The organism is Kiloniella majae (assembly GCF_002118315.1).
Lineage (GTDB): Bacteria > Pseudomonadota > Alphaproteobacteria > Kiloniellales > Kiloniellaceae > Kiloniella > Kiloniella majae.
The window spans coordinates 1-19,979 of sequence record NZ_MTSZ01000011.1; the positions used below are offsets into that span (position 1 = coordinate 1).

A 19,979-nucleotide genomic window follows, 5' to 3' on the forward strand; every position below is an offset into this window, starting at 1 on the left:
AGCTAGCTCGTTGCCACTAACAACAAACCGCCGTCCACGCATCCCTTCCAATTCATATCAACAATGTCAAACAACAATTCACAAAATGGAGCCAAGAAAACCCGGCCCCGAAAAGCTAGACGATATATATAGTCTTTTTCCCTATCGTCAAGGAACATCTGAAACATTTCTGTAAAAACTTTTTCAAGGATCAAATCCTATCCAAATTCTCAAATCAGCTTCCGTAAAACTTCCGCTAACTATCTGTTTTTACTCTGTCTTTCCGATGTACCGTCGAAGCGTCTGCCCCGTCGGTGAGCGGTGTTATAGGCCCCTACACCAACACTGTCAAAGACCTTTTTGCATTTTATTTACTTTTTTCCATCATCTTGCCCTTTGTTTGCGACAATTGTGCCGTAAACCCCGCAGAAAAGGGGGACTTTCTTAAAAAACAGAATCGAGTAAACATTGACAGGAATCCATAAATACATCACCTTGTCCGAGCAGAGTATTGAGATTCTATATAACAACAACATCGAATACGGCCGTATGTCGTCACGGATTCCGGAGCACTACGTGTGAAGAATAGATTCCACACACCTACTTTTATGGTTAATGCAGCACTTGGAGGCAGCTTATCGATTCTAGCCCTTGGCGGAGTCTATTTCTGGCTTTCCAGTAGTAGCCCTATAGAAGAGCAGGTTACAAACAAGACAAAAGCAACCTCTGTTGAAATGGCCGAAGATGGATCCATCTCCGCCAATAGCAACACGCAGGAAATTACCGTTGCATCACCAGAAGTTGTCGCGACCTTAAAGACGGACTTACTTACAAGTGAGTATATAGCCGTTGGGGCCGTTCCTACAGAAACCGCCGCCGATATACTGGAACCCAGTGATATCGAGAAGATGGTGACCGTTTCTCATGGTGACACACTTATGAGTCTGCTTGTTGCCGCAGGCGCAACAAGATCAGAAGCCCATGGTGCGATTACTGCCCTTACAGATGTATATTCACCGCGTAAGATAAAGCCTGGACTGGATATTGCCCTTACCTTTGCGCACCCATCAGACCCGACTGTAAAAAAACCAGTTGTAGATGAAAAAGAGCGCGATGTCGGCCCTCTAAGAGCAATGCAGTTTCAGCCAAGCGTTGAACGCATCGTAAAGGTCAGCACGACAGAGGGCGAGGACAGAAAATATATAGCAGAAGAAATCCAACGCCCACTGACCATGAAAATGGCACGCAGCGCAAACGAGATTACAAGCAGTCTCTATCTTGCCGCGACGAACGTTGATGTTCCCAACGATATTATGATCAAGATGATCAGAGCCTATAGCTTTGATGTCGATTTCCAGCGCGAAATTCAAAAGGGTGATAGCTTCGAAGTTGTCTACGAAGCCTATTACGATGAAGATGGTAATCTCGCCCGAACAGGTGACATGCTTTACGGCAAATTGAACCTTTCTGGCGATGATCTACAACTTTACCGTTTCACGCCATCCAGTGGCTTTACCGACTACTTTAATGAAAAAGGCCAGTCCGCGAAAAAAGCACTGATGAGAACACCTGTTGATGGTGCACGCCTTTCCAGCCGTTTTGGAAAGCGAAAGCATCCAGTCCTTGGATATACCAAGATGCATAAGGGCGTCGATTTTGCAGCACCGCGAGGCACACCAATTTATGCAGCGGGTGATGGCGTTATTCTACGGGCAAACCGCTTCAGCAGTTTTGGTAACTATGTGAAGATTCGTCACCACAGCGGTTATGAAACAGCCTACGCTCACATGAAAGGATTCGCGAAAGGGATTCGCAAATCCAAGCGTGTACGTCAGGGACAGGTCATCGGTTATGTCGGGACAACAGGACGTTCTACTGGCCCGCACCTTCACTACGAAGTGCTATTCAATGGACGTCAGGTAAATCCGCTAGGCGTAAAACTGCCCGCAGGTGAAAAGCTTAAAAAAGCTGACCTGAAAAAGTTCAAGACGGAACAAGCTAAGATCAACAAAATGATTGAAGATCTGAAACAGCCGGCAGCGATTGCAAAGCTCGAAACGAACTGATCAAGACTTCACATCTCAAAACACAAAAGGACCGCTTGTTAGATCAAGCGGTCCTTTTGTGTTTCATCCCATTAAGATCAAAGCAATCAGAGAAACAACAAACGATTACGTAACAGCGAGCTTTCTGCCATTGATTGTCAGAACGTCATCTTCTGTAGAAACGTTTAACTGTTCGCCATCATGAATCGTGCCCTCAAGAAGCAATGAAGCCAACGGGTTTTGTAGCTCTCGTTGGATCACGCGTTTAAGTGGGCGCGCACCATAGATGGGGTCATAGCCTTTTTCCGCAAGCCATTCTATCGCGTCATTGTCGAGTTTTGCCTTGATATCCCGATCAGCGAGAAGTTTTTGTAATCGACTAAACTGAATATCGACGATTGAACTCATATGACGCCGTTCCAACCGATGGAACAGAAGAACTTCATCCAAGCGGTTCAGGAATTCAGGCCTGAAAGAGGCACGAACAACTTCCATTACCTGCTCACGCACGACAGAACTGTCTTCGCCATCCGGTTGGTTTGCCAGAACTTCGGATCCAAGATTGGATGTCATGATGATCAGCGTATTGCTAAAATCAACCGTCCGCCCCTGTCCATCTGTCAATCGCCCGTCATCGAGAACCTGCAACAGCACATTGAATACATCCGGATGCGCCTTCTCAACTTCATCAAAAAGGACCACTTGATAAGGACGCCTGCGCACCGCTTCGGTTAAGGCCCCACCTTCTTCATAACCAACGTATCCCGGTGGCGCACCAATCATACGTGAGACAGCGTGCTTTTCCATGTATTCTGACATATCCAGACGTACCATCGCGGTTTCGTCATCGAACAGGAATGACGCCAAGGTTTTCGTCAACTCTGTCTTCCCAACACCTGTTGGTCCTAAAAAGAGGAAAGAACCGATAGGACGATTAGGATCCTGAAGACCAGATCTGGAGCGACGCACGGCATTAGAAATCGCAACAATAGCTTCATCCTGCCCAATCACGCGTTTTCTGAGCAGATCTTCCATCTGAAGGAGTTTTTCTCTTTCGCCTTCCAGCATCTTATCCACCGGAATGCCTGTCCAACGGGAGACAACCCCGGCAATCGCATCTTCACGCACCTCTTCGTTTAGCATGTGACTGTCGCCAGCTTCTTCGGCCTGGACCAAAGCCCTTTCAAGCTCGGGAAGGCGTCCGTATTTCAGTTCACCAGCTTTTTCCAGGCGACCATCTCGCTCTGCCTGTTCAAGCTCAATACGCGCCTGTTCAAGCTCTTCTTTGATCTTCTGCGCACTAGCAAGTTTGTCCTTTTCTGATTTCCATTGGCTGGTAAGCGTGTTGCTCTTCTCTTCCAACTCTGCGATTTCAAACTTAAGCTTGTCGAGACGGTCTTTCGCGCCCTTATCACTTTCTTTTTGAAGGGCGGATTGCTCGATCTTCAACTGTATAAGTTTACGATCCATCTCGTCGATTTCTTCCGGCTTTGAATCCACCTCCATCCGAAGTCGGCTGGCAGCCTCATCGACAAGATCGATAGCCTTATCCGGCAAGAAGCGATCAGTGATGTAGCGATTCGAAAGGGATGCTGCTGCAACAAGAGCCGAGTCTGTAATCCGAACACCGTGGTGCAGTTCATACTTCTCTTTTAGCCCTCGAAGGATCGACACCGTATCTTCGACATTAGGCTCTTCAACTACGACAGACTGGAATCGCCGTGCCAGTGCTGCGTCCTTTTCGATGTACTTACGATATTCATCAAGTGTTGTTGCTCCGACACAATGGAGATCACCACGCGCCAAAGCGGGCTTCAGCATATTGGACGCATCCATTGCACCATCTGTTTTCCCCGCACCGACCAAGGTGTGAAGCTCATCGATAAAGACAATGATTTCTCCGCTCGCGTCGGTTACTTCTTGCAAAACAGCTTTCAATCGTTCTTCAAATTCACCCCGGTACTTGGCACCCGCCACCATTGAACCAAGGTCAAGTGACATGAGCTGCTTATTCCTGAGACTTTCAGGCACATCGCCGTTCACAATCCGAAGGGCAAGCCCTTCAATGATTGCCGTTTTACCGACGCCGGGCTCCCCAATCAGAACAGGGTTATTCTTTGTGCGCCTTGAAAGCACCTGAATAGTGCGACGAATCTCTTCCTCTCGCCCGATCACGGGATCAAGTTTCCCTTCCCGTGCCATACTGGTCAGGTCCTGGGCATATTTTTTCAGAGCCTCATAGCTATCTTCTGCAGATGCAGATTGAGCCGTCCGACCTTTACGCAGGTCATTTATTGCCGCATTAAGGTTTTGCGCTGTTAGTCCTGCATTTTTGAGAATTTTGCCGGATTCAGCCTCTTTTGATAGCGCAAGTGCAATCAAAAGGCGTTCGACCGTGACATAGTTATCACCCGCTTTTTTTGCGATCTGTTCTGCCTGTTCGAAAACGCGTGCCGTTTCAGGGGCGAGGTAAACCTGACCTACATCCTGACCGCTGACCTTTGGTAACTTTGCCAATGCGCGGTCAATATCTTCCCGTGCCTTGGACGGGTTTCCACCTGCTGCTGTAATTAAGTTTGTAGCAAGTCCCTCAGAATCATCCAACATCACCTTCAGCATATGCTCAGGGGTCAGTCTTTGATGATCACTACGATGCGCAAGTCCCTGCGCGGCTTGAATAAACCCCTGGGTTCTTTCAGTATAACTATTCAAATTCATATTTTTAAAGCCCTCTCCGTCATGCCTGCCTCTGCAGCACACAATCGTTGATGCCAATACCACCCATCACCCACAATAGTAGCATGATGGAACTCTGACGTTGATCAATATCACCCGTCACTCAACATATGTGTATCAGATTAATCCTATACAAGGATTTAGTATTCAGATTCTTGAGGGATACACCACTGAAATGGAACGATTTTTAAACCTGCGCCCAACAAATAGATTCGATTATCTTTGGTAAATAATTTTGGCAAAAAAAACCCTGCCCGAAGGCAGGGTTGGGAAATCCCATAGTTACGTCAGGAGAGATGAGTACATACCCAGAAGGAGCACAAACCACGAAGTATTGGCGATATTCGCCGAAGAGCCTGTGTTGTCTTCCTCGGTAGGAACTACAAGAAGGAAGCTAGCCTATGAAAAAACATTATGCAACTGAAAATCATTCTCATTTAGAAATTTTTTTATTTATTTTCAGTTAGTAAATCTACAGTCAAATTTCCAAACACGCCTATAACGAGTAATAATTGGCTCAAAATCTAGGGATTTTCCTATAAATTTATTAAAGGCTTGAAAAATAATTCGCAGCCAACACAATAGAAAAAAATTGGGGAAAGAAATGTCTGCGTTCATAGAATCTATCTATCGTTATCCTGTTAAAGGTCTAAGTGCTGAAAAACTGGATCAAGTAAGTGTCGAAAAGGACGCTATTTTTCCCTACGACAGACGATTCGCCATTGCACATGGGTCCACTGAGTTTCCGAATGGTCCTACTTGGCTTTCAAAAAAGCACTTTGTAATGCTGGCAAAGAATCCTAAACTCGCTCAGCTGACATCAGAGTTTGACGAAGATACAGAAACACTCACTCTTTTGCGCAATGATAAAAGAGTATCCAGAGGAAAATTAACCGATTTAACCGGACGGATGCTGTTAGAGCAGTTTTTGGCAAGCTTCCTTGAAGCAGATGTTCGTGGCGCCCCGAAGATCGTGGAAAACAATGCCACAGCCTTCACAGATATTCCTGATTTACAGATCTCTCTTATTAACACCGAAAGCGTTAAAGACCTTGAACGTGTTGTGAGAAATCCTGTGGACCCCATGCGGTTTAGAGGAAATCTATACCTTGAAGGACTTAAAGCATGGGAAGAAAATAACTGGATTGGAAAAGAGATTAAAGTCGGAGACATCACGCTAGAGATCAAATCTCCAATCGGACGCTGTTCGGCCACGAACGTAAATCTGGATACTGCAGATGTTGATCTTAACATTCCCAAAAGCCTGCAATCCGGATTTGGCCACAGAAATATGGGTGTCTACGCCAGCGTGAAAACTGATGGTCTTATCCAAAAAAATGCACCAGTGACGATTGACTAAATAAAATCAAATCAACTGGTGCATATTATACGAAACGAATTGTAAAACAGCGAGAAAGTTAAGCGAAAACCTAAGCTGTCTCAGTCGTATCTTTCACAATCGGATTCTTACGCGGTCTGCCTCTTGGGCGAGGTGTTTTCACTTCGCCTGTGTCTGTCTCAGCAGTTTTCCGTGTACGTGTTCTTCGCTTTGGCTTTTCTGCTGGTGCTTCTTCAGTACCCAAAGGTAATTCAACAACAGCAGGCGCCGCTTCAACGGGATTATCATCTGTTTTAATCTCTAGCGTAACCTTCTCAGAAGGCTTGGCCTCAGATTTTGTCTCGTCAGAAGCTTCATATCGAGGACGACGAGTTCGTACCCGGCCTCTTGGTGCTGGCTTGGGGCTATCATCGTCAGCGGCTGGACTTTCATCATTCAAGACAATTGCCGGCGGAACATCAACTTCGTTTTCAGAAGCAACATTTCCATCAACAGCCTTCGCATCACTATCTGAGGTGTTACGAGAATTTCTGTTACGGTAATTATTATCAGGTTGATTGTTCCGGCCTGAATTTGGATCAGTAGAATCATTAATGACACGGAAATAATGTTCAGCAAACTGATAGAAAGATTCAGCGGCAACGCGATCTCCCCCAACAGCAGCATCTCGTGCCATCTGTAGATATTTTTCCTTTAGCTGTGAGGCATTCCCACGGATACGCCCCCCAGGCCCGTTACTATCGAAGACACCATTACGCGATTGCTGTGGTTTCCGATTATTATTATTTGACCGGCCACGCGGGCGACGGTTCGAATTGTTTGAATTTTGCTGTCTCATCATTCGCAAGCTAAATTAAATGCTAAATCGTGGGTATCGACAGACGTCACGAGTCTCAAACTCTGACGACGTATTTATCTAGTTGTCGGTAAATACCCCCGGGGCACCCCAAGCCCCTACTTATCGTTACACCGTAAAGCTATATTCCAAGCTTTCCAAGCCCTAAATGTTAATTTTATATTATTTATTAAATGCTTTTACGTCCAATACAGGCCCTGTGAATGCCACCAAGGTCTTTTTTGGGAGTAGAAATAACAAGACCGGCATCCGTCATTAGCGCATTGATACCATCCGCTTGCCCTTGCCCAGCCTCAATAACAAGCATACCACCTTCATTTAGAATTACCGCTGCCTGGGGAATGAGCATCTGATAATCTCTCATTCCATTATTTTCAGCAAAAAGAGCTAAGTTCGGATCATAATTCAAAACCTCAGGCGCCAGAGCTTTTTTCTCATCAAGCCCAATATAGGGAGGGTTGGATATAATAATATCCCATCCGCTCTCTAGCCCTTCACACCAATTGCCAGCTTGAAAAGAAACGCGGCTGGATAATCCCAAAGAGGTTGCATTTCCCTTAGCGACGGCAAGAGCTTTGTCACTGATATCAATCCCTAGTCCCTGAGCGGCGTCAAACTCACTCAAAAGGGCAAGCAAGAGGCATCCCGTTCCTGTTCCGAGATCAAGAATTTTAATTGGTTGTGTGGTATCCGACACGCCTTCGAGGACGGCTTCTATAAGCGTTTCACTATCCGGGCGCGGGTCCAACGTGTCACGAGAAACCTTAAAATTCAGGCTCCAAAATTCCTTGCGCCCAATGATTTTTGATACGGGTTCACGCTTTAATCGTTTATTGATCATCACCTGAAAACGATCAATTTCTTCGTTACTCAGGACTTTTTCAGGATACCCAAAAAGATAAGACGTTTCTTTGGAAATAGCTTCTGCGAGCAATAAGCGAACATCCAGGCGAGGATCATCAATTCCTGCTGCTGTTAACTTCTCATTTCCAGACAACAAACAATCCGCAATCGTCTTTGGGTTTTGCTCTATGGAAACCATCCTCAAACCGATCAATCTCTCAAGTATGAACTTAGGTTATTGTATTTCGGCAAGACGCTCAGCCTGATCTTCGGCAATAAGCGCATTAATCACTTCATCAAGCGCTTCACCAGCAATTACCTTATCCAACTTATAAAGTGTCAGATTGATTCGATGATCAGTCACGCGTCCTTGCGGAAAGTTGTAAGTTCGAATTCTCTCAGAACGATCCCCGCTTCCAACCTGAGATTTACGATTTGCGGCCTGCTCTTGTTCTTGTTCTTGACGCTGATTGTCATAAATCTGAGTCAGCAACATTTTCATCGCCTGCTCTTTATTCTTGTGTTGAGAGCGGCCATCCTGACATTGAACAACAACACCCGTTGGAACGTGTGTAATACGTACAGCAGAATCCGTGGTGTTAACGTGCTGTCCCCCAGCCCCTTGGGCACGATAGGTATCAATACGCAAATCCGCCGGGTTAATCTCAACATCAACTTCTTGCGCTTCAGGCATCACAGCAACTGTTGCCGCCGAGGTGTGAATACGTCCGCCAGATTCAGTAACGGGCACACGTTGAACACGATGTACACCAGATTCAAATTTCAAATTAGAGAACACGCCAGTTCCAGTAATCAAGGCCGTTGCCTCCTTGACACCACCAATCCCGTTTTCAGAATAATCCAGCGCTTCAAATCGCCATCCGGCTGCTTCTGCATAACGTTGATACATTCTGAATAATTCTGATGCGAAAAGGCCAGCTTCATCGCCACCGGTTCCTGCCCGTACTTCGAGAATCGCATTACGCTCGCCGTCCACATCTTTAGGCAGCAGCATAATCTGCACCTGCTGTTCCATTTCTGGCAGCTTTTGCTTCAGCTCCAAGAATTCTTCCTGTGCTAGTTCACGCATTTCAGCATCCCCATCGGGATCACTTAGCATCTCAGCTAGATCAGCCATCTCGGTTTGAAGGGCACGCAGCTCTTGAACGGTCTCAACAACAGGGGTTAACTCAGATAATTCCCGCAGTAGTTTGGTATATTCATTAGATCCAGGGTCTTGATGAGTAGAAATGACTGCATTCAGTTCGTCATAACGGGCAACAACAGCATCTAGCTTTTCATCGAACTTCACGTTTAGTCCTCTTTTCCATCATTTTCTTGGAGTTCACAACGTTCTGTGGACCCCTTATCCTCTCTACCACTATCAAGTAAAGCGGTCTCTATACCAAAAACCCGATACAGTAATTGTTCTAACTGCACATGTCCCTCGGGATCTTCTCTGGCAATCTCTTTTAAGACCACCTGAGGATTATGCAATAGTCTATTAATCAACAACCGCGTTGCAGTATCAGCATTTTCACCGGTTTCCAGTAAAGCCTGCGATCGCAACGCCTCAAAGTGTTTTCGAATAACAGCAATAGCCGGAACAGCCTGTCTCTCTGCCTTTGCACGAATGAAAGCCTGCATTTCATCGCCAAGGACTTTCCATGCAGCCATCATAGCAGCTTCGCGGTGGACTTTACCTTGTTTTGCAACACTTTCAAGGTCTTCCAAATTATAGGAATAAGCGCCATCCAGATTGTTCACATCAAGGGCGATATCCCGAGCTGCCGTCGTATCAATAAAGAAAACGGGTTTTCGCTTTCTTTTACGAAGCGCAGCACCAACATTTAGTGTTGTTAGTACAGGGTCACCACCGCCATGGGCTGATAAAACAATGTCACTTCTGGAAATAAGATCATCTAGCTGATCCCAAGGACAAACCTCTCCACCCAAGCGAAAACTTGCTGTTTGACTACGTCCAATTTTAGGGTGCGTTATAGCAAGATTGCCAATACCAACACTCTTAAATTCCTGACAAAGAAGTTCCCCGACTTCACCACTGCCGATTAATGCAACCGTGCAACGTGCTAAATCACCATGGATGCCGCGAGCGACCTGCAAAGCCGAAGAAGCAAGCGAAATTGGCTGTTGCGCGATTGTGGTTTCCGTACGCACACGCTTCGCAGAAACAAGGCTGGCATCGAACACACTATCAAGGAAGCTATCTGTTAATCCCAAGCTTTTTGAAACACGATGGCACTCTTTTACCTGCCCTAAAATTTGCGGCTCACCAACAATGAGGCTATCCAATGATGCCCCAACCGCAAAGAGGTGGCGTAAAGCATCAAACCCGGTGTGCTGATAGCTTTGTTTTTGAAGAGTCTCCAGATCAACGTTGGCTTCTTGCGATATTATATTCTGGTAAAAATCTATATCGTCGTTTTCAATCCGGCCTAAAACGAAGTCAAACCTTTCACAGGTCGCAATTAAAACAACGCTTTGTTTGCCATTGATTTTTAGCTTGCTGAGAATTGATGAATAATCTGGTTCTTCAACAAAAAGAGTGTCTCGCAGCCGTCTCCCCGCCGTCCGGGCACTGACACCAATAATTGCAAGCTGATCAAACTGATCAGAGCGTTCAATCAAAGGGTGTTCAGGTATAAAGGGCGGAACTGAATTCATACGATATCACGATTGTAAGCAAGAGAGGCCATTTTAGGCCTCTTTTGCCGGATCTGTACAGTTCAGCGATAAACGGCAAGCTTATCAACCAAAGCATCCAGCTTAACAAGTTCTTGCTCGCCACTGGAAAGATCGCGAAGCGTCGCAGAATTTGCAGCCAATTCATCATCTCCCATAATAATGGCAGCACGAGCATTTTGTTTATTGGCCCGATTCAATCGCTTTTTAAGATTACCACTAAATCCAACTTCGACACGATAAGCCGCATACCTTAATTCATCAGCCAAAACTTGTGCCCGTGCCTCGGCTGCTTCACCCATTGGAATAATAACAACAGGTTGAGGTTCCGCAACTTGCCGTGTCATCAACATCGCCAAACGCTCAATGCCAGAGGCCCAGCCAACACCTGGTGTTGCCGGTCCACCCATGGTTTTGATCAATCCATCATAGCGACCACCAGCCAAAACCGTCCCCTGTGCACCCAGCGCCGTAGTGGTAAACTCAAAAGCGGTATGACAGTAATAATCCAGACCACGTACAAGGCGAGGATTTATTTCATAAGAAATACCCAAAGCATCCAGACCACTTTTGACTTGCGCAAAAAAATCTTTACTCAAATCATTGAGATAATCAGAGAAAACAGGAGCATCAACAACAAGCTTTCTATCTCCCTCATCCTTTGAGTCCAAAATCCGCAGGGGATTTTTCTCTAGTCGGCTCAAGCTATCTTCTGAAAGTTGATCTTTGAACCCAGAAAAGTATTCAATCAAGGCTGTTCGATAAGCCTGACGGCTTTCGAGATCCCCTAGCGTATTGAGCTCCAGCGTTGTATTTTCATAAACACCAAGTTCTTTGAGAAAATGCACCCCCAAAGAAATAATTTCGACATCCCCCTGGGGTTTATCAACGCCAAGAAGCTCGACACCAGCTTGGTGGAATTGTCTCTGTCTACCTTTTTGCGGGCGCTCATGACGAAACATTGGGCCGCCATAAAAGAACTTAACCGGCAATTGTTGACTTAGACCATTGGACATAAAGGCTCGGGCAACACCCGCGGTATTTTCCGGACGTAGCGTAATTTCATCCCCGCCCTTGGTTGGGAAGGTATACATCTCTTTGGTGACAACATCAGAAGTATCACCCAAGGTACGCTTGAAGACTTCTGTTTTTTCAAAAATAGGCGTAATGATTTCGTCGTACCCAAAACGATTGGCAATCTCGCGTCCAATGTTCAACACTTCGCGATGTCGACGCATATCGTCGCCAAAAAGATCATGCGTGCCGCGAACTGGTTGCAGAGAAGACATCGTTAGGGTTCTCCTGAAAGAAACAAATAAGAATATGGGTTAAGAATAACCGGAATGGTTATAGGGAATAGCCTTTTAAAAGTACATAGCCACGATAGCGAGCCACATACTTTTATAGAGGCTTTGCAGAGAAAATGACTAGTGACCCATCTGCTGTGGTGTTTCGCCCCGGGCAATTGCGTCTTCAATTTCCGCAGCTTTGGTTTCGATCATGCCCACCAAGTGGTCCACAATACTTTGATCTTTGAGACGATGATCGGGCATACCAGCAACATACACCTGATGCGTTCCCTTGCCACCACCAGTCAAACCAATATCAGTCATGGTCGCTTCACCGGGACCATTCACCACACAGCCAATAACAGAAACAGTCATCGGTGTGGTAATATGGCTTAATCTTTCTTCCAAGACGGAAACAGTACTAATCACATCAAATTGTTGGCGGGCGCAAGACGGGCAGGAAATGACATTTACGCCCCTGTGTCTCAGTCCAAGGGATTTCAGAATATCAAATCCGACCTTAATTTCTTCAACGGGGTCAGCGGAAAGTGATACGCGCAATGTATCCCCGATACCCGACCATAGAAGATTTCCCATCCCAATAGATGATTTAATCGTCCCCGTACGCAGACCACCAGCTTCTGTAACGCCAATGTGCAGCGGATAGTCACACACCTCACCCAATTGCATATAGGCAGCAACGGCCATGAAGACATCTGATGCTTTACAAGAAATTTTAAATTCTCTGAAATCAAGATCTTCCAGAATCCTGATATGACCAAGAGCAGATTCCACCATTGCATCCGGACAGGGTTCACCGAAACGATCCAGCAAATGTTTTTCCAAAGATCCGGCATTCACCCCGATGCGCATGGAACAGCCGTGATCTTTTGCGGCATTGACCACTTCCAGCACTTTCTCGCGCTTACCAATGTTTCCCGGATTAATCCGTAGACAGGCTGCACCGGATTCAGCGGCTTCAATGGCACGCTTGTAATGGAAGTGAATGTCCGCAACGATGGGTACAGAGACTTCTTTGACGATTTCTTTCAAGGCGCGGGACGATTCTTCATCTGGACAAGACACACGAACGATATCCGCCCCGGCTTCTTCCATCGCATGAATCTGTTCGACAGTCGCTTTCACGTCTGTCGTCAAGGTGTTCGTCATTGATTGAACAGTAATGGGGGCATCTCCACCAACGGGAACATTACCAACCATTACCTGTCGTGATTTTCGGCGAACAATGTCTCGCCAAGGACGTATACTCATCAAACTCTCTCTGTGCCCTAAAAAAGCAAAGGAAACATGCGCTTTCTTCAATGATAATTCAAGCTGAAACCCCTAATGTGATGCTACCCATTCAAACCTGCAATAGTGACAGAAAAAAGAAAAGGCGCAGCTTTATGGCTACGCCTTTAATTCAAATATGATTAACCTTATGAAACAGAAGGTTTATTCTGCAGTAATTGACTCCAGAAGCCCTTCTTCCGAGAGAATAATATCTCTTCGAACAGCCCCAAGAGCCCCAAGTTTTGGCAAATCATTACCATTCAATTTAATTGTAATGCCGCCGGCATTACCCGTGGCCATAACCAAATCATCACGGTTAGGCACGTTATAAACAGATCCAGCCCTGAGAACCCGGCTAAAAATTGCTTCACCAGATCCATTCACAATATGCATCCATGTATCCCGCTCAGCATGGATAGAGATCGGCGAAGCCTCGACTTCATCGCCAAAAACTTCCGGTTCTGGCGGTGGTGGAGGCGTTACCGCTGCAACAGATGTTTCAGTCAGAGCATTATCCGTTTCGGATACAGCCTCCGTCGGTGAGTCTTCAGCTGTTAAATCCCCATTCGCGATCTCAGAAACGGCAGCATCACCCTGCTCAGCATTCCCTGTCAGAGAAACTTCCGGAACCTCGGGGACCTCTTGCGATTGTGTCTCTGCAGTGACAACCTCAGGAATTATAGCCGTCGATATTGTTTCAGTAGTTTCTTGTGCACCCTGACTTTGTACATCAGAAACTACATTCGTAACCGCCTCTTCAGTATTCGAAATCTCAGCTTCCTGTGAGTTATCGGTTGTTGCACTGTCAACAGAAGTTACACTGTTTTCAACAGCCGCATCCGTTTCTGCAACATTCTCTAAAGGCGCCGGGACAACAGCATCCCCACCTGTTGCTGATACTTCTTCAACTGTCGTATCTACTTTCTTTTCAGACAGAAAAGGAACCCATTCAGAAATATCCACATCGAAACGGGATATCGCGGTCCATCCGCCATAAGCGACACCAAGCAGAACAATAGATGTCAAAAGAATAGCCAACCCAGGAGTCTTGCTTTCTGGGACCGGCGTTGGAAAAACCAACTGCTTCCGATCACCATAATTTTGAACTTCCTGTTTGAACTGTCGAACAATTTCGTCTTTATCAAGGTTCAGATAACCCGCATAGGTTCGCACAAAACCATATGCATAGGTATCTCCCGGTAAGCTGGCGAAATCGCCACGCTCAATCGCTTCGAGAAACACATATCTGATACGAAGAATATTCGCGACAGAACGTAAATCCTGTCCACGTTTTTCCCGGCCGGTACGAAGGATTTCCGCAACGGTTATAGTGGGTTCATTATGTCCCGAGGTGTCTTCCCCGGATGTATTTTCCCGTGATTCCGGCATCGCTTCCACAATCCCCTCCCTGCAAGCTGTGACCATCACTTAGTATTAAGCACTGATCACCTGTGGCGCGTAGGGGAAAGTTGTAACAAATTCAGTAACAAACAACAAATAAATCTATTTTAAATCACAACGTTTGCTGTTTTTGCATAGTTCTCTAATTCACTACGTACACTATGGTCAGGCTTCTCTAACAAACCTGTTACAAACTGTTTAATGCTGTTCACATCCAGCGACCGCACCATCTTTTTAGCACCCGGAACCTGTTGCGCAGGCATGGACAGCGATTTAAAGCCACACCCAATCAGTGCCATGGCTTCTAGTGGTTGCCCCGCCATATCGCCGCACAAAGAAAGGTCCACTCCAGCCTGATGTGTCGTTTCCGCAATATTCTGCATCATCTTTAAAACACCAGGATTTAATGCATCATATCGACGTGCCAATCGCGTATTGCCCCTGTCTGTTGCAAAAACAAACTGCAATAAATCGTTACTGCCAACGGAGAGGAAATCGACCTCTTGGCATAAGGGAACCAGCTGCCAAATCAACGCCGGCACCTCTAACATAGCGCCGACTCTTATTTTTTCCGGCAAGACGCCGCCAATAGTTTTTTCGCGTTCCAGTTCACGATCCAGCAAAGCGCGCGCAGCTTTGAACTCTGCGGTTTCAGATATCATCGGGAACATCACGTCAAGCTGGCGTCCTGCGCAGGCACGAATAAGCGCGCGCAACTGCTGACGCAGCAAAGCTGGACGATCCAGGCCGATACGAATAGCACGCCACCCCATCGCCGGATTTTCTTCAGCCACGCTCGACCAATAGGGAAGAACTTTATCACCGCCAACATCAAGTGTTCGAAATACAACTGACTTGCCTTCAGCCCGATCCATCGCCTTTCGATATAATTCAGCCTGCTCAGCAACATCGGGGAAGGACTTGCGCACCATAAAGGGAACTTCAGTTCGATATAACCCAACGCCATCCGCTCCGGCTGCATGCATATGCGGCAAGTCCATCAACAGCCCAACATTAACATTCAGAGATATACGCTGGTTATCCAGACTAACCGGGGCGAGATCCTGTGCATCAGAAACCTCTGCCCATCGAAGTTTCTTGTCCTTTACACTCGTCCGTAACGTCCTGAGCACATCGTCTTTCGGGCGGACAAAAACCTGATCATGCGATGCGTCTAGAACAACCATGTCCCCTTCGCGGATGCGGGTCAATACATCGCGGCAACGCCCAATAATGGGAAGTTCAAGGGCCTGTGCAACCAATGCAACATGGGCTGTTGGCGAACCCTCTTCCAGAACAACACCCTTCAGGCGATCCCAGTCATAATCCAAGAGTTCCGCTGGTCCAAGCGTGCGCGCCAAAAGGATAAACTCGTCGGGCAGTTCTGGTTTGTCTTCATCCAGATCAAGCAGATGATGCAAAAGTCGATTGGCAAGGTCATCCAAATCAGCCAGGCGCTCTCTGAGATAGGGATCGCTGATCTTACTCATCCGAGAGCGGGTTTCATTTTGAATTTTTTGTACCGCGGCTTCCGCTGTCATCCCACCGACACGAATTGCCTCGGTAATTTTACCGACCCATCCCCGGTCTTCAGCAAACATGCGATAGGTTTCAAGAACTTCGCGTTGTTCCCCCATCGCTGCAATATCAGTTCTAGTCAACATCTCATCTATTGATGAGCGCATTTCCTTGACGGTCTTCTCCAGACGCTCGACTTCTTCGTCTATATCATCAGCAATGATACGATTGATGACGATTCCCCGGTTATGGAAAACCGCCTGACCAATACCCATACCTTCGTTAAGGCAAAGACCTTTGATCCGGTCTGGTTTCTCAAGTTCCTCTTTGGAACTCTTCGCTTCTAGCGCAGAGACAGAAAGCGCACCGCCTGCAATAAGCTCAGCCAGAACCATCGCGATGGTTTCGAGGGCTTCAACTTCTTCTTCATCGTAGTGGCGGTGGGTAACATTCTGGACAGCAATAACCCCCAGAACACGCCCACTTCGCAGGATTGGCACCCCCAACATGGATTGGTAAGGTTCTTCACCCGTTTCAGGACGATAGGCAAAATTAGGATGGCGGGGGGCGTCTGAAACAGCCATGGGCAGAGCCAAGGCAGCACACTGACCGACAATACCTTCCCCCTTGTGCAAACGCGTTTGATAAACGGCTTCAGGCTTTAGCCCCATGGTCGCCGCAAGCTCGAGATATTCACCCCGGCGCATAACATAGATAGAACACACTTCTGCACTCATGTCCCGCGCAATAAGGTTGACCGTTTGCGCCAAGCGCTCCTGATTGGTGGACTTGCCCTTCATCTGATCGCGCAAGAGCTTCAACAAACGACGAGACCCACCCCAAGCCGATGTTTTGTCATTCTTGCCAGTCATCAGATTCAGCGTCCTCGCAACCAGTGAAAAATCAGGTTCTTATAAATATTGGGTTACTAGCCCAGAGCCAATAGTCCGGAGCCAATAACCCAACAAAATAAATCCCATGTCGGTTTTAAGTACTGCTTATCTACGAAAACCGATTACAGAATTAATACTATAATATTAATCTTCTGAATCAAGGCCGTATGCAGTGTGCAGGCTACGCAACGCCAACTCTGTATATTCTTCGGCAACCAAAACAGAGATTTTAATTTCAGACGTAGAGATCACTTCGATGTTGATTCCCTTCTCAGCCAGTGCCGAGAACATTTTCTGAGCAACCCCTGCATGAGAGCGCATACCAACACCAATAACAGAGATTTTTGCCACCGCAGGATCTGAATCCAGGCTGTCATATTTCAATCCATTGCTGCTGTCTTCCAGAACTTTAATCGCTCTGTCCAGTTCAGCCTTGGCAACAGTGAAAGTCATATCCGTGGTTTTTTTATCGGCGGAAATATTTTGAACAATCATGTCCACATTAATCGCATTATCAGTCAAAGGACCAAAGATGCTTGCCGCAACACCCGGTGTGTCTCTTACGCTACGGAGTGTAATTTTTGCTTCATCACGATTATAGGCGATGCCACTTACGATTGCCTGTTCCACGATTTCTTCCTCGTCTACAACTAAAGTTCCGGGCTTGTCTTCAAAGCTGGAAAGAACTTGAACGCGCACCCCGTGCTTCATGGCCATTTCGACCGAGCGGGTTTGCAAAACCTTTGCGCCTTGCGAAGCAAGCTCTAACATTTCCTCATAGGTGATCTTTTCCATCTTGCGGGCTTTGGTCACGATACGAGGATCAGTCGTATAGATGCCATCAACATCCGTGTAGATGTCGCAACGGTCAGCTTTTAAGGCCGCCGCAATCGCCACTGCAGAAGTATCCGATCCGCCCCGGCCCAGTGTCGAAATTCGACCATCAGGTCCAACACCTTGGAAACCAGCAAAAACAGCAACCTGACCTTCACCAAAGCGGCGAATAATATCATCGACTTCAATGCGTTCAATTCGGGCACTTCCATGTGCAGCATTGGTCACAATCGGACTTTGCCAGCCAAGCCAGGATCGGGCATTGATCCCCATATCCTGTAGCACGATAGAAAGTAAACCTGATGTCACCTGCTCACCAGATGATACAACCGTATCATACTCGCGCAGATCATAGAGCGAACCAGCATCTTGAACATAACTGACTAACTGGTTGGTCACACCAGCCATTGCGGATACAACTACCGCAACCTCGTTTCCCGCCTCGACCTCTCCCTTAACACGCTTTGCAGCGTTGCGGATTCGGTCAAGATCAGCAACCGAGGTGCCACCGAATTTCATAACGACTCGGGCCATCGGAACTCATCCTGTGAGGAAAATATATATTTAATCGCATTGCCCCGAATACTACCGTCAAAAACCACTTTCAAACGGTTGCTCTCCGGGCTCGACATATCCATACTCTGCACGGCACAGTGACGCAAGAAAATGCGTACGAAAAACGAATGCAATTACACATGTAAAATGTAAAATAGTGTTCATGCGATGATAAATTTCTCGCCTCCTTATTCAAAAGGACGGGGACAAAGAAAGTGGCAAGAAAATAAGATGAATGCAGCTCAGGCCCCCGAAAAAGATGAAGCATCCGGCATTACCGTTGACCCGCAAGAAATATCAAAGTTCGCGGCCATGGCAGATGAATGGTGGGATCCTTTGGGAAAATTCAAGCCTCTTCATCAACTAAACCCTGTCCGCATTAGCTACATTCGAGATCACCTTGCGAAAAAGCATGATCGGGATATCACGGGCCTCACACCACTCAAAGGCCTTACAATTCTTGATATCGGATGTGGTGGCGGCTTGCTATCAGAACCTCTTACAAGGCTCGGCGCAAAAGTAACCAGTATCGACGCATCACATCGAAACATCGAAATAGCACGTATCCACGCCGAAGAAAGCGTCCTTGAAATGGACTATCGGCATATGACGGCCGAAGAACTCGTTGAACAAGGCACACAATTCGACGCAGTCATCAATATGGAAGTCATTGAGCACGTCGCCGACGTCGAAGCCTACAGCCGAGATTGCGCTGCCTTAGTGAAACCTGGTGGCACGATGTTTGGATCGACGTTAAACCGCACGAAGAAATCCTATCTTCTCGCCATCGTCGGCGCTGAGTACCTCTTACGTTGGGTGCCACGAGGGACTCATGAGTGGAACAAGTTCTTGCGCCCGTCAGAATTTGTCGACCTGCTCCGTCGCAATGGGCTAGAGACTGAAGATTTGATGGGTATTGTCTATAACCCGCTACAGGATAAATGGCATCAAGATGCTAAAGACCTGGATGTGAACTACATGCTGATTGCAGAGAAGCCACAGTAAACGCAATAAAAGCTTACTTACGAAAAAGCTGTCATCGTAGAAAAATGTCAGATTGAGCTAAAAAGTAGATGCTTATATCCCACACGGTTAAGCGTCTGCTTTTTGCTTCCATGGAATTGATGAAAAAGCTACGCCTTCTTCTTTAAGGCTTTTGGCATCTGTTTCACTGGCTTCGCCATAAATATTTTTCTTGTCTGATTCGCCGTAGTGAATTTTACGGGCTTCTTTGGCAAAATCTTTGCCGACGTAATCAAAATTACTCTCAACCGCCTTTTGAGCTTCAGATAAAAATTTCTGCGCTTTAGCTAGCTCGGTTGTTGAAACTTGCTTCTTTTCACTATTAGCAAGACTGACATTCGGTGCCATCAAGGCCTTTTTGACGTCCTTGGAAGAACAGTTAGGGCACAGGACAATCCCCTTTTCAGATTGATCCTTAAAGGCGGCATTATCCTTAAACCAAGCTTCAAAAACGTGATCGTTTTCGCATTTCAAATCGAAAAGAATCATTCTAATCCTGCTTTATTAATACTGTCACTCATGCACGGGATATGGTTATGACTGATGAGATCTGCAATGGTCAAGCCTTTGAGACCATAAGTTATTGCCTATAAAAGCATGAACCAGTACTCAATATAATATAACACTCTTTAACAGATTGTTTCACTGTATTGAATCAAAGGGGTAAAGGTT

The 19,979-nt window shown here is 46.5% G+C and carries 14 protein-coding genes; 3 read left to right on the forward strand and 11 right to left on the reverse strand.

Going from position 1 to position 19,979, the window contains the following annotated elements:
- Positions 1-557: 557 nt before the first annotated feature.
- Positions 558-2,045: a M23 family metallopeptidase gene (locus BKB51_RS19550; RefSeq protein ID WP_218044098.1), complete on the forward strand. Its 1,488-nt coding sequence runs from the start codon at positions 558-560 to the stop codon at positions 2,043-2,045.
- A 105-nt stretch (positions 2,046-2,150) separates the two neighbouring features.
- Here the strand turns inward: BKB51_RS19550 and clpB are convergent, their stop codons facing one another.
- Complete coding sequence (clpB, locus tag BKB51_RS19555; protein ID WP_085902809.1) at positions 2,151-4,742, reverse strand: ATP-dependent chaperone ClpB; 2,592 nt, start codon at positions 4,740-4,742, stop codon at positions 2,151-2,153.
- A 622-nt stretch (positions 4,743-5,364) separates the two neighbouring features.
- Between clpB and BKB51_RS19560 the strand changes: the two genes are divergently transcribed.
- Entirely contained in the window at positions 5,365-6,120 is a 756-nt protein-coding gene (locus tag BKB51_RS19560; protein WP_085902810.1) for an MOSC domain-containing protein, read from the forward strand.
- Positions 6,121-6,190: 70 nt separating this feature from the next.
- Here BKB51_RS19560 and BKB51_RS19565 read toward each other — a convergent pair whose 3' ends face one another.
- The 9 genes from BKB51_RS19565 to BKB51_RS19605 all read right to left on the reverse strand — a co-directional run bounded on the left by BKB51_RS19565 (position 6,191) and on the right by BKB51_RS19605 (position 18,263).
- On the reverse strand, positions 6,191-6,940 hold the full coding sequence (locus BKB51_RS19565; protein WP_085902811.1) for a DUF4167 domain-containing protein: 750 nt from the start codon (positions 6,938-6,940) through the stop codon (positions 6,191-6,193).
- Positions 6,941-7,124: 184 nt separating this feature from the next.
- Positions 7,125-7,997 (reverse strand): peptide chain release factor N(5)-glutamine methyltransferase, encoded by an 873-nt coding sequence (gene prmC, locus BKB51_RS19570; RefSeq protein ID WP_085902812.1) that lies wholly within the window; start codon positions 7,995-7,997, stop codon positions 7,125-7,127.
- Between the two features lie 36 nt (positions 7,998-8,033).
- Positions 8,034-9,110 (reverse strand): peptide chain release factor 1, encoded by a 1,077-nt coding sequence (gene prfA, locus BKB51_RS19575; RefSeq protein WP_085902813.1) that lies wholly within the window; start codon positions 9,108-9,110, stop codon positions 8,034-8,036.
- 2 nt (positions 9,111-9,112) lie between these two features.
- Positions 9,113-10,483, reverse strand: a complete 1,371-nt coding sequence (gene hemA, locus BKB51_RS19580; protein WP_085902814.1) for a glutamyl-tRNA reductase — start codon at positions 10,481-10,483, stop codon at positions 9,113-9,115.
- A 62-nt stretch (positions 10,484-10,545) separates the two neighbouring features.
- Positions 10,546-11,790, reverse strand: coding sequence for a histidine--tRNA ligase (hisS, locus tag BKB51_RS19585; protein ID WP_085902815.1), 1,245 nt, complete (start codon positions 11,788-11,790; stop codon positions 10,546-10,548).
- 138 nt (positions 11,791-11,928) lie between these two features.
- Positions 11,929-13,062 (reverse strand): flavodoxin-dependent (E)-4-hydroxy-3-methylbut-2-enyl-diphosphate synthase, encoded by a 1,134-nt coding sequence (ispG, locus tag BKB51_RS19590; protein WP_085902816.1) that lies wholly within the window; start codon positions 13,060-13,062, stop codon positions 11,929-11,931.
- A 183-nt stretch (positions 13,063-13,245) separates the two neighbouring features.
- A complete protein-coding gene (locus BKB51_RS19595; RefSeq protein WP_245813310.1) occupies positions 13,246-14,472 on the reverse strand; it encodes a helix-turn-helix domain-containing protein in 1,227 nt (408 codons plus the stop codon).
- A 119-nt stretch (positions 14,473-14,591) separates the two neighbouring features.
- The gene (ptsP, locus tag BKB51_RS19600; RefSeq protein ID WP_085902818.1) at positions 14,592-16,874 is read right to left on the reverse strand and encodes a phosphoenolpyruvate--protein phosphotransferase; all 2,283 of its coding nucleotides are present in this window, start codon (positions 16,872-16,874) and stop codon (positions 14,592-14,594) included.
- A 165-nt stretch (positions 16,875-17,039) separates the two neighbouring features.
- Positions 17,040-18,263 carry an aspartate kinase gene (locus BKB51_RS19605; RefSeq protein WP_085902819.1) on the reverse strand — a complete coding sequence of 408 codons (1,224 nt, stop codon included), beginning with the start codon at positions 18,261-18,263 and terminating at the stop codon, positions 17,040-17,042.
- Positions 18,264-18,515: 252 nt separating this feature from the next.
- On the opposite strand from BKB51_RS19605, the gene ubiG reads away from it, so the two are divergent.
- Entirely contained in the window at positions 18,516-19,289 is a 774-nt protein-coding gene (gene ubiG, locus BKB51_RS19610; protein WP_085902820.1) for a bifunctional 2-polyprenyl-6-hydroxyphenol methylase/3-demethylubiquinol 3-O-methyltransferase UbiG, read from the forward strand.
- Between the two features lie 87 nt (positions 19,290-19,376).
- Here ubiG and BKB51_RS19615 read toward each other — a convergent pair whose 3' ends face one another.
- Entirely contained in the window at positions 19,377-19,796 is a 420-nt protein-coding gene (locus BKB51_RS19615; protein WP_085902821.1) for a DUF1178 family protein, read from the reverse strand.
- Positions 19,797-19,979 lie beyond the last annotated feature (183 nt).

Bases quoted from the DNA above. Each gene is read 5' to 3' on its own strand.
- BKB51_RS19595 (WP_245813310.1), bottom strand. From the start codon at position 14,472: ATGCCGGAATCACGGGAAAATACATCCGGGGAAGACACCTCGGGACAT.
- hemA (WP_085902814.1), bottom strand. From the start codon at position 10,483: ATGAATTCAGTTCCGCCCTTTATACCTGAACACCCTTTGATTGAACGC.
- ispG (WP_085902816.1), bottom strand. From the start codon at position 13,062: ATGAGTATACGTCCTTGGCGAGACATTGTTCGCCGAAAATCACGACAG.
- clpB (WP_085902809.1), bottom strand. From the start codon at position 4,742: ATGAATTTGAATAGTTATACTGAAAGAACCCAGGGGTTTATTCAAGCC.
- hisS (WP_085902815.1), bottom strand. From the start codon at position 11,790: ATGTCTTCTCTGCAACCAGTTCGCGGCACGCATGATCTTTTTGGCGAC.
- BKB51_RS19565 (WP_085902811.1), bottom strand. From the start codon at position 6,940: ATGATGAGACAGCAAAATTCAAACAATTCGAACCGTCGCCCGCGTGGC.
- BKB51_RS19615 (WP_085902821.1), bottom strand. From the start codon at position 19,796: ATGATTCTTTTCGATTTGAAATGCGAAAACGATCACGTTTTTGAAGCT.
- ptsP (WP_085902818.1), bottom strand. From the start codon at position 16,874: ATGACTGGCAAGAATGACAAAACATCGGCTTGGGGTGGGTCTCGTCGT.
- BKB51_RS19605 (WP_085902819.1), bottom strand. From the start codon at position 18,263: ATGGCCCGAGTCGTTATGAAATTCGGTGGCACCTCGGTTGCTGATCTT.
- ubiG (WP_085902820.1), top strand. From the start codon at position 18,516: ATGAATGCAGCTCAGGCCCCCGAAAAAGATGAAGCATCCGGCATTACC.
- prmC (WP_085902812.1), bottom strand. From the start codon at position 7,997: ATGGTTTCCATAGAGCAAAACCCAAAGACGATTGCGGATTGTTTGTTG.
- BKB51_RS19560 (WP_085902810.1), top strand. From the start codon at position 5,365: ATGTCTGCGTTCATAGAATCTATCTATCGTTATCCTGTTAAAGGTCTA.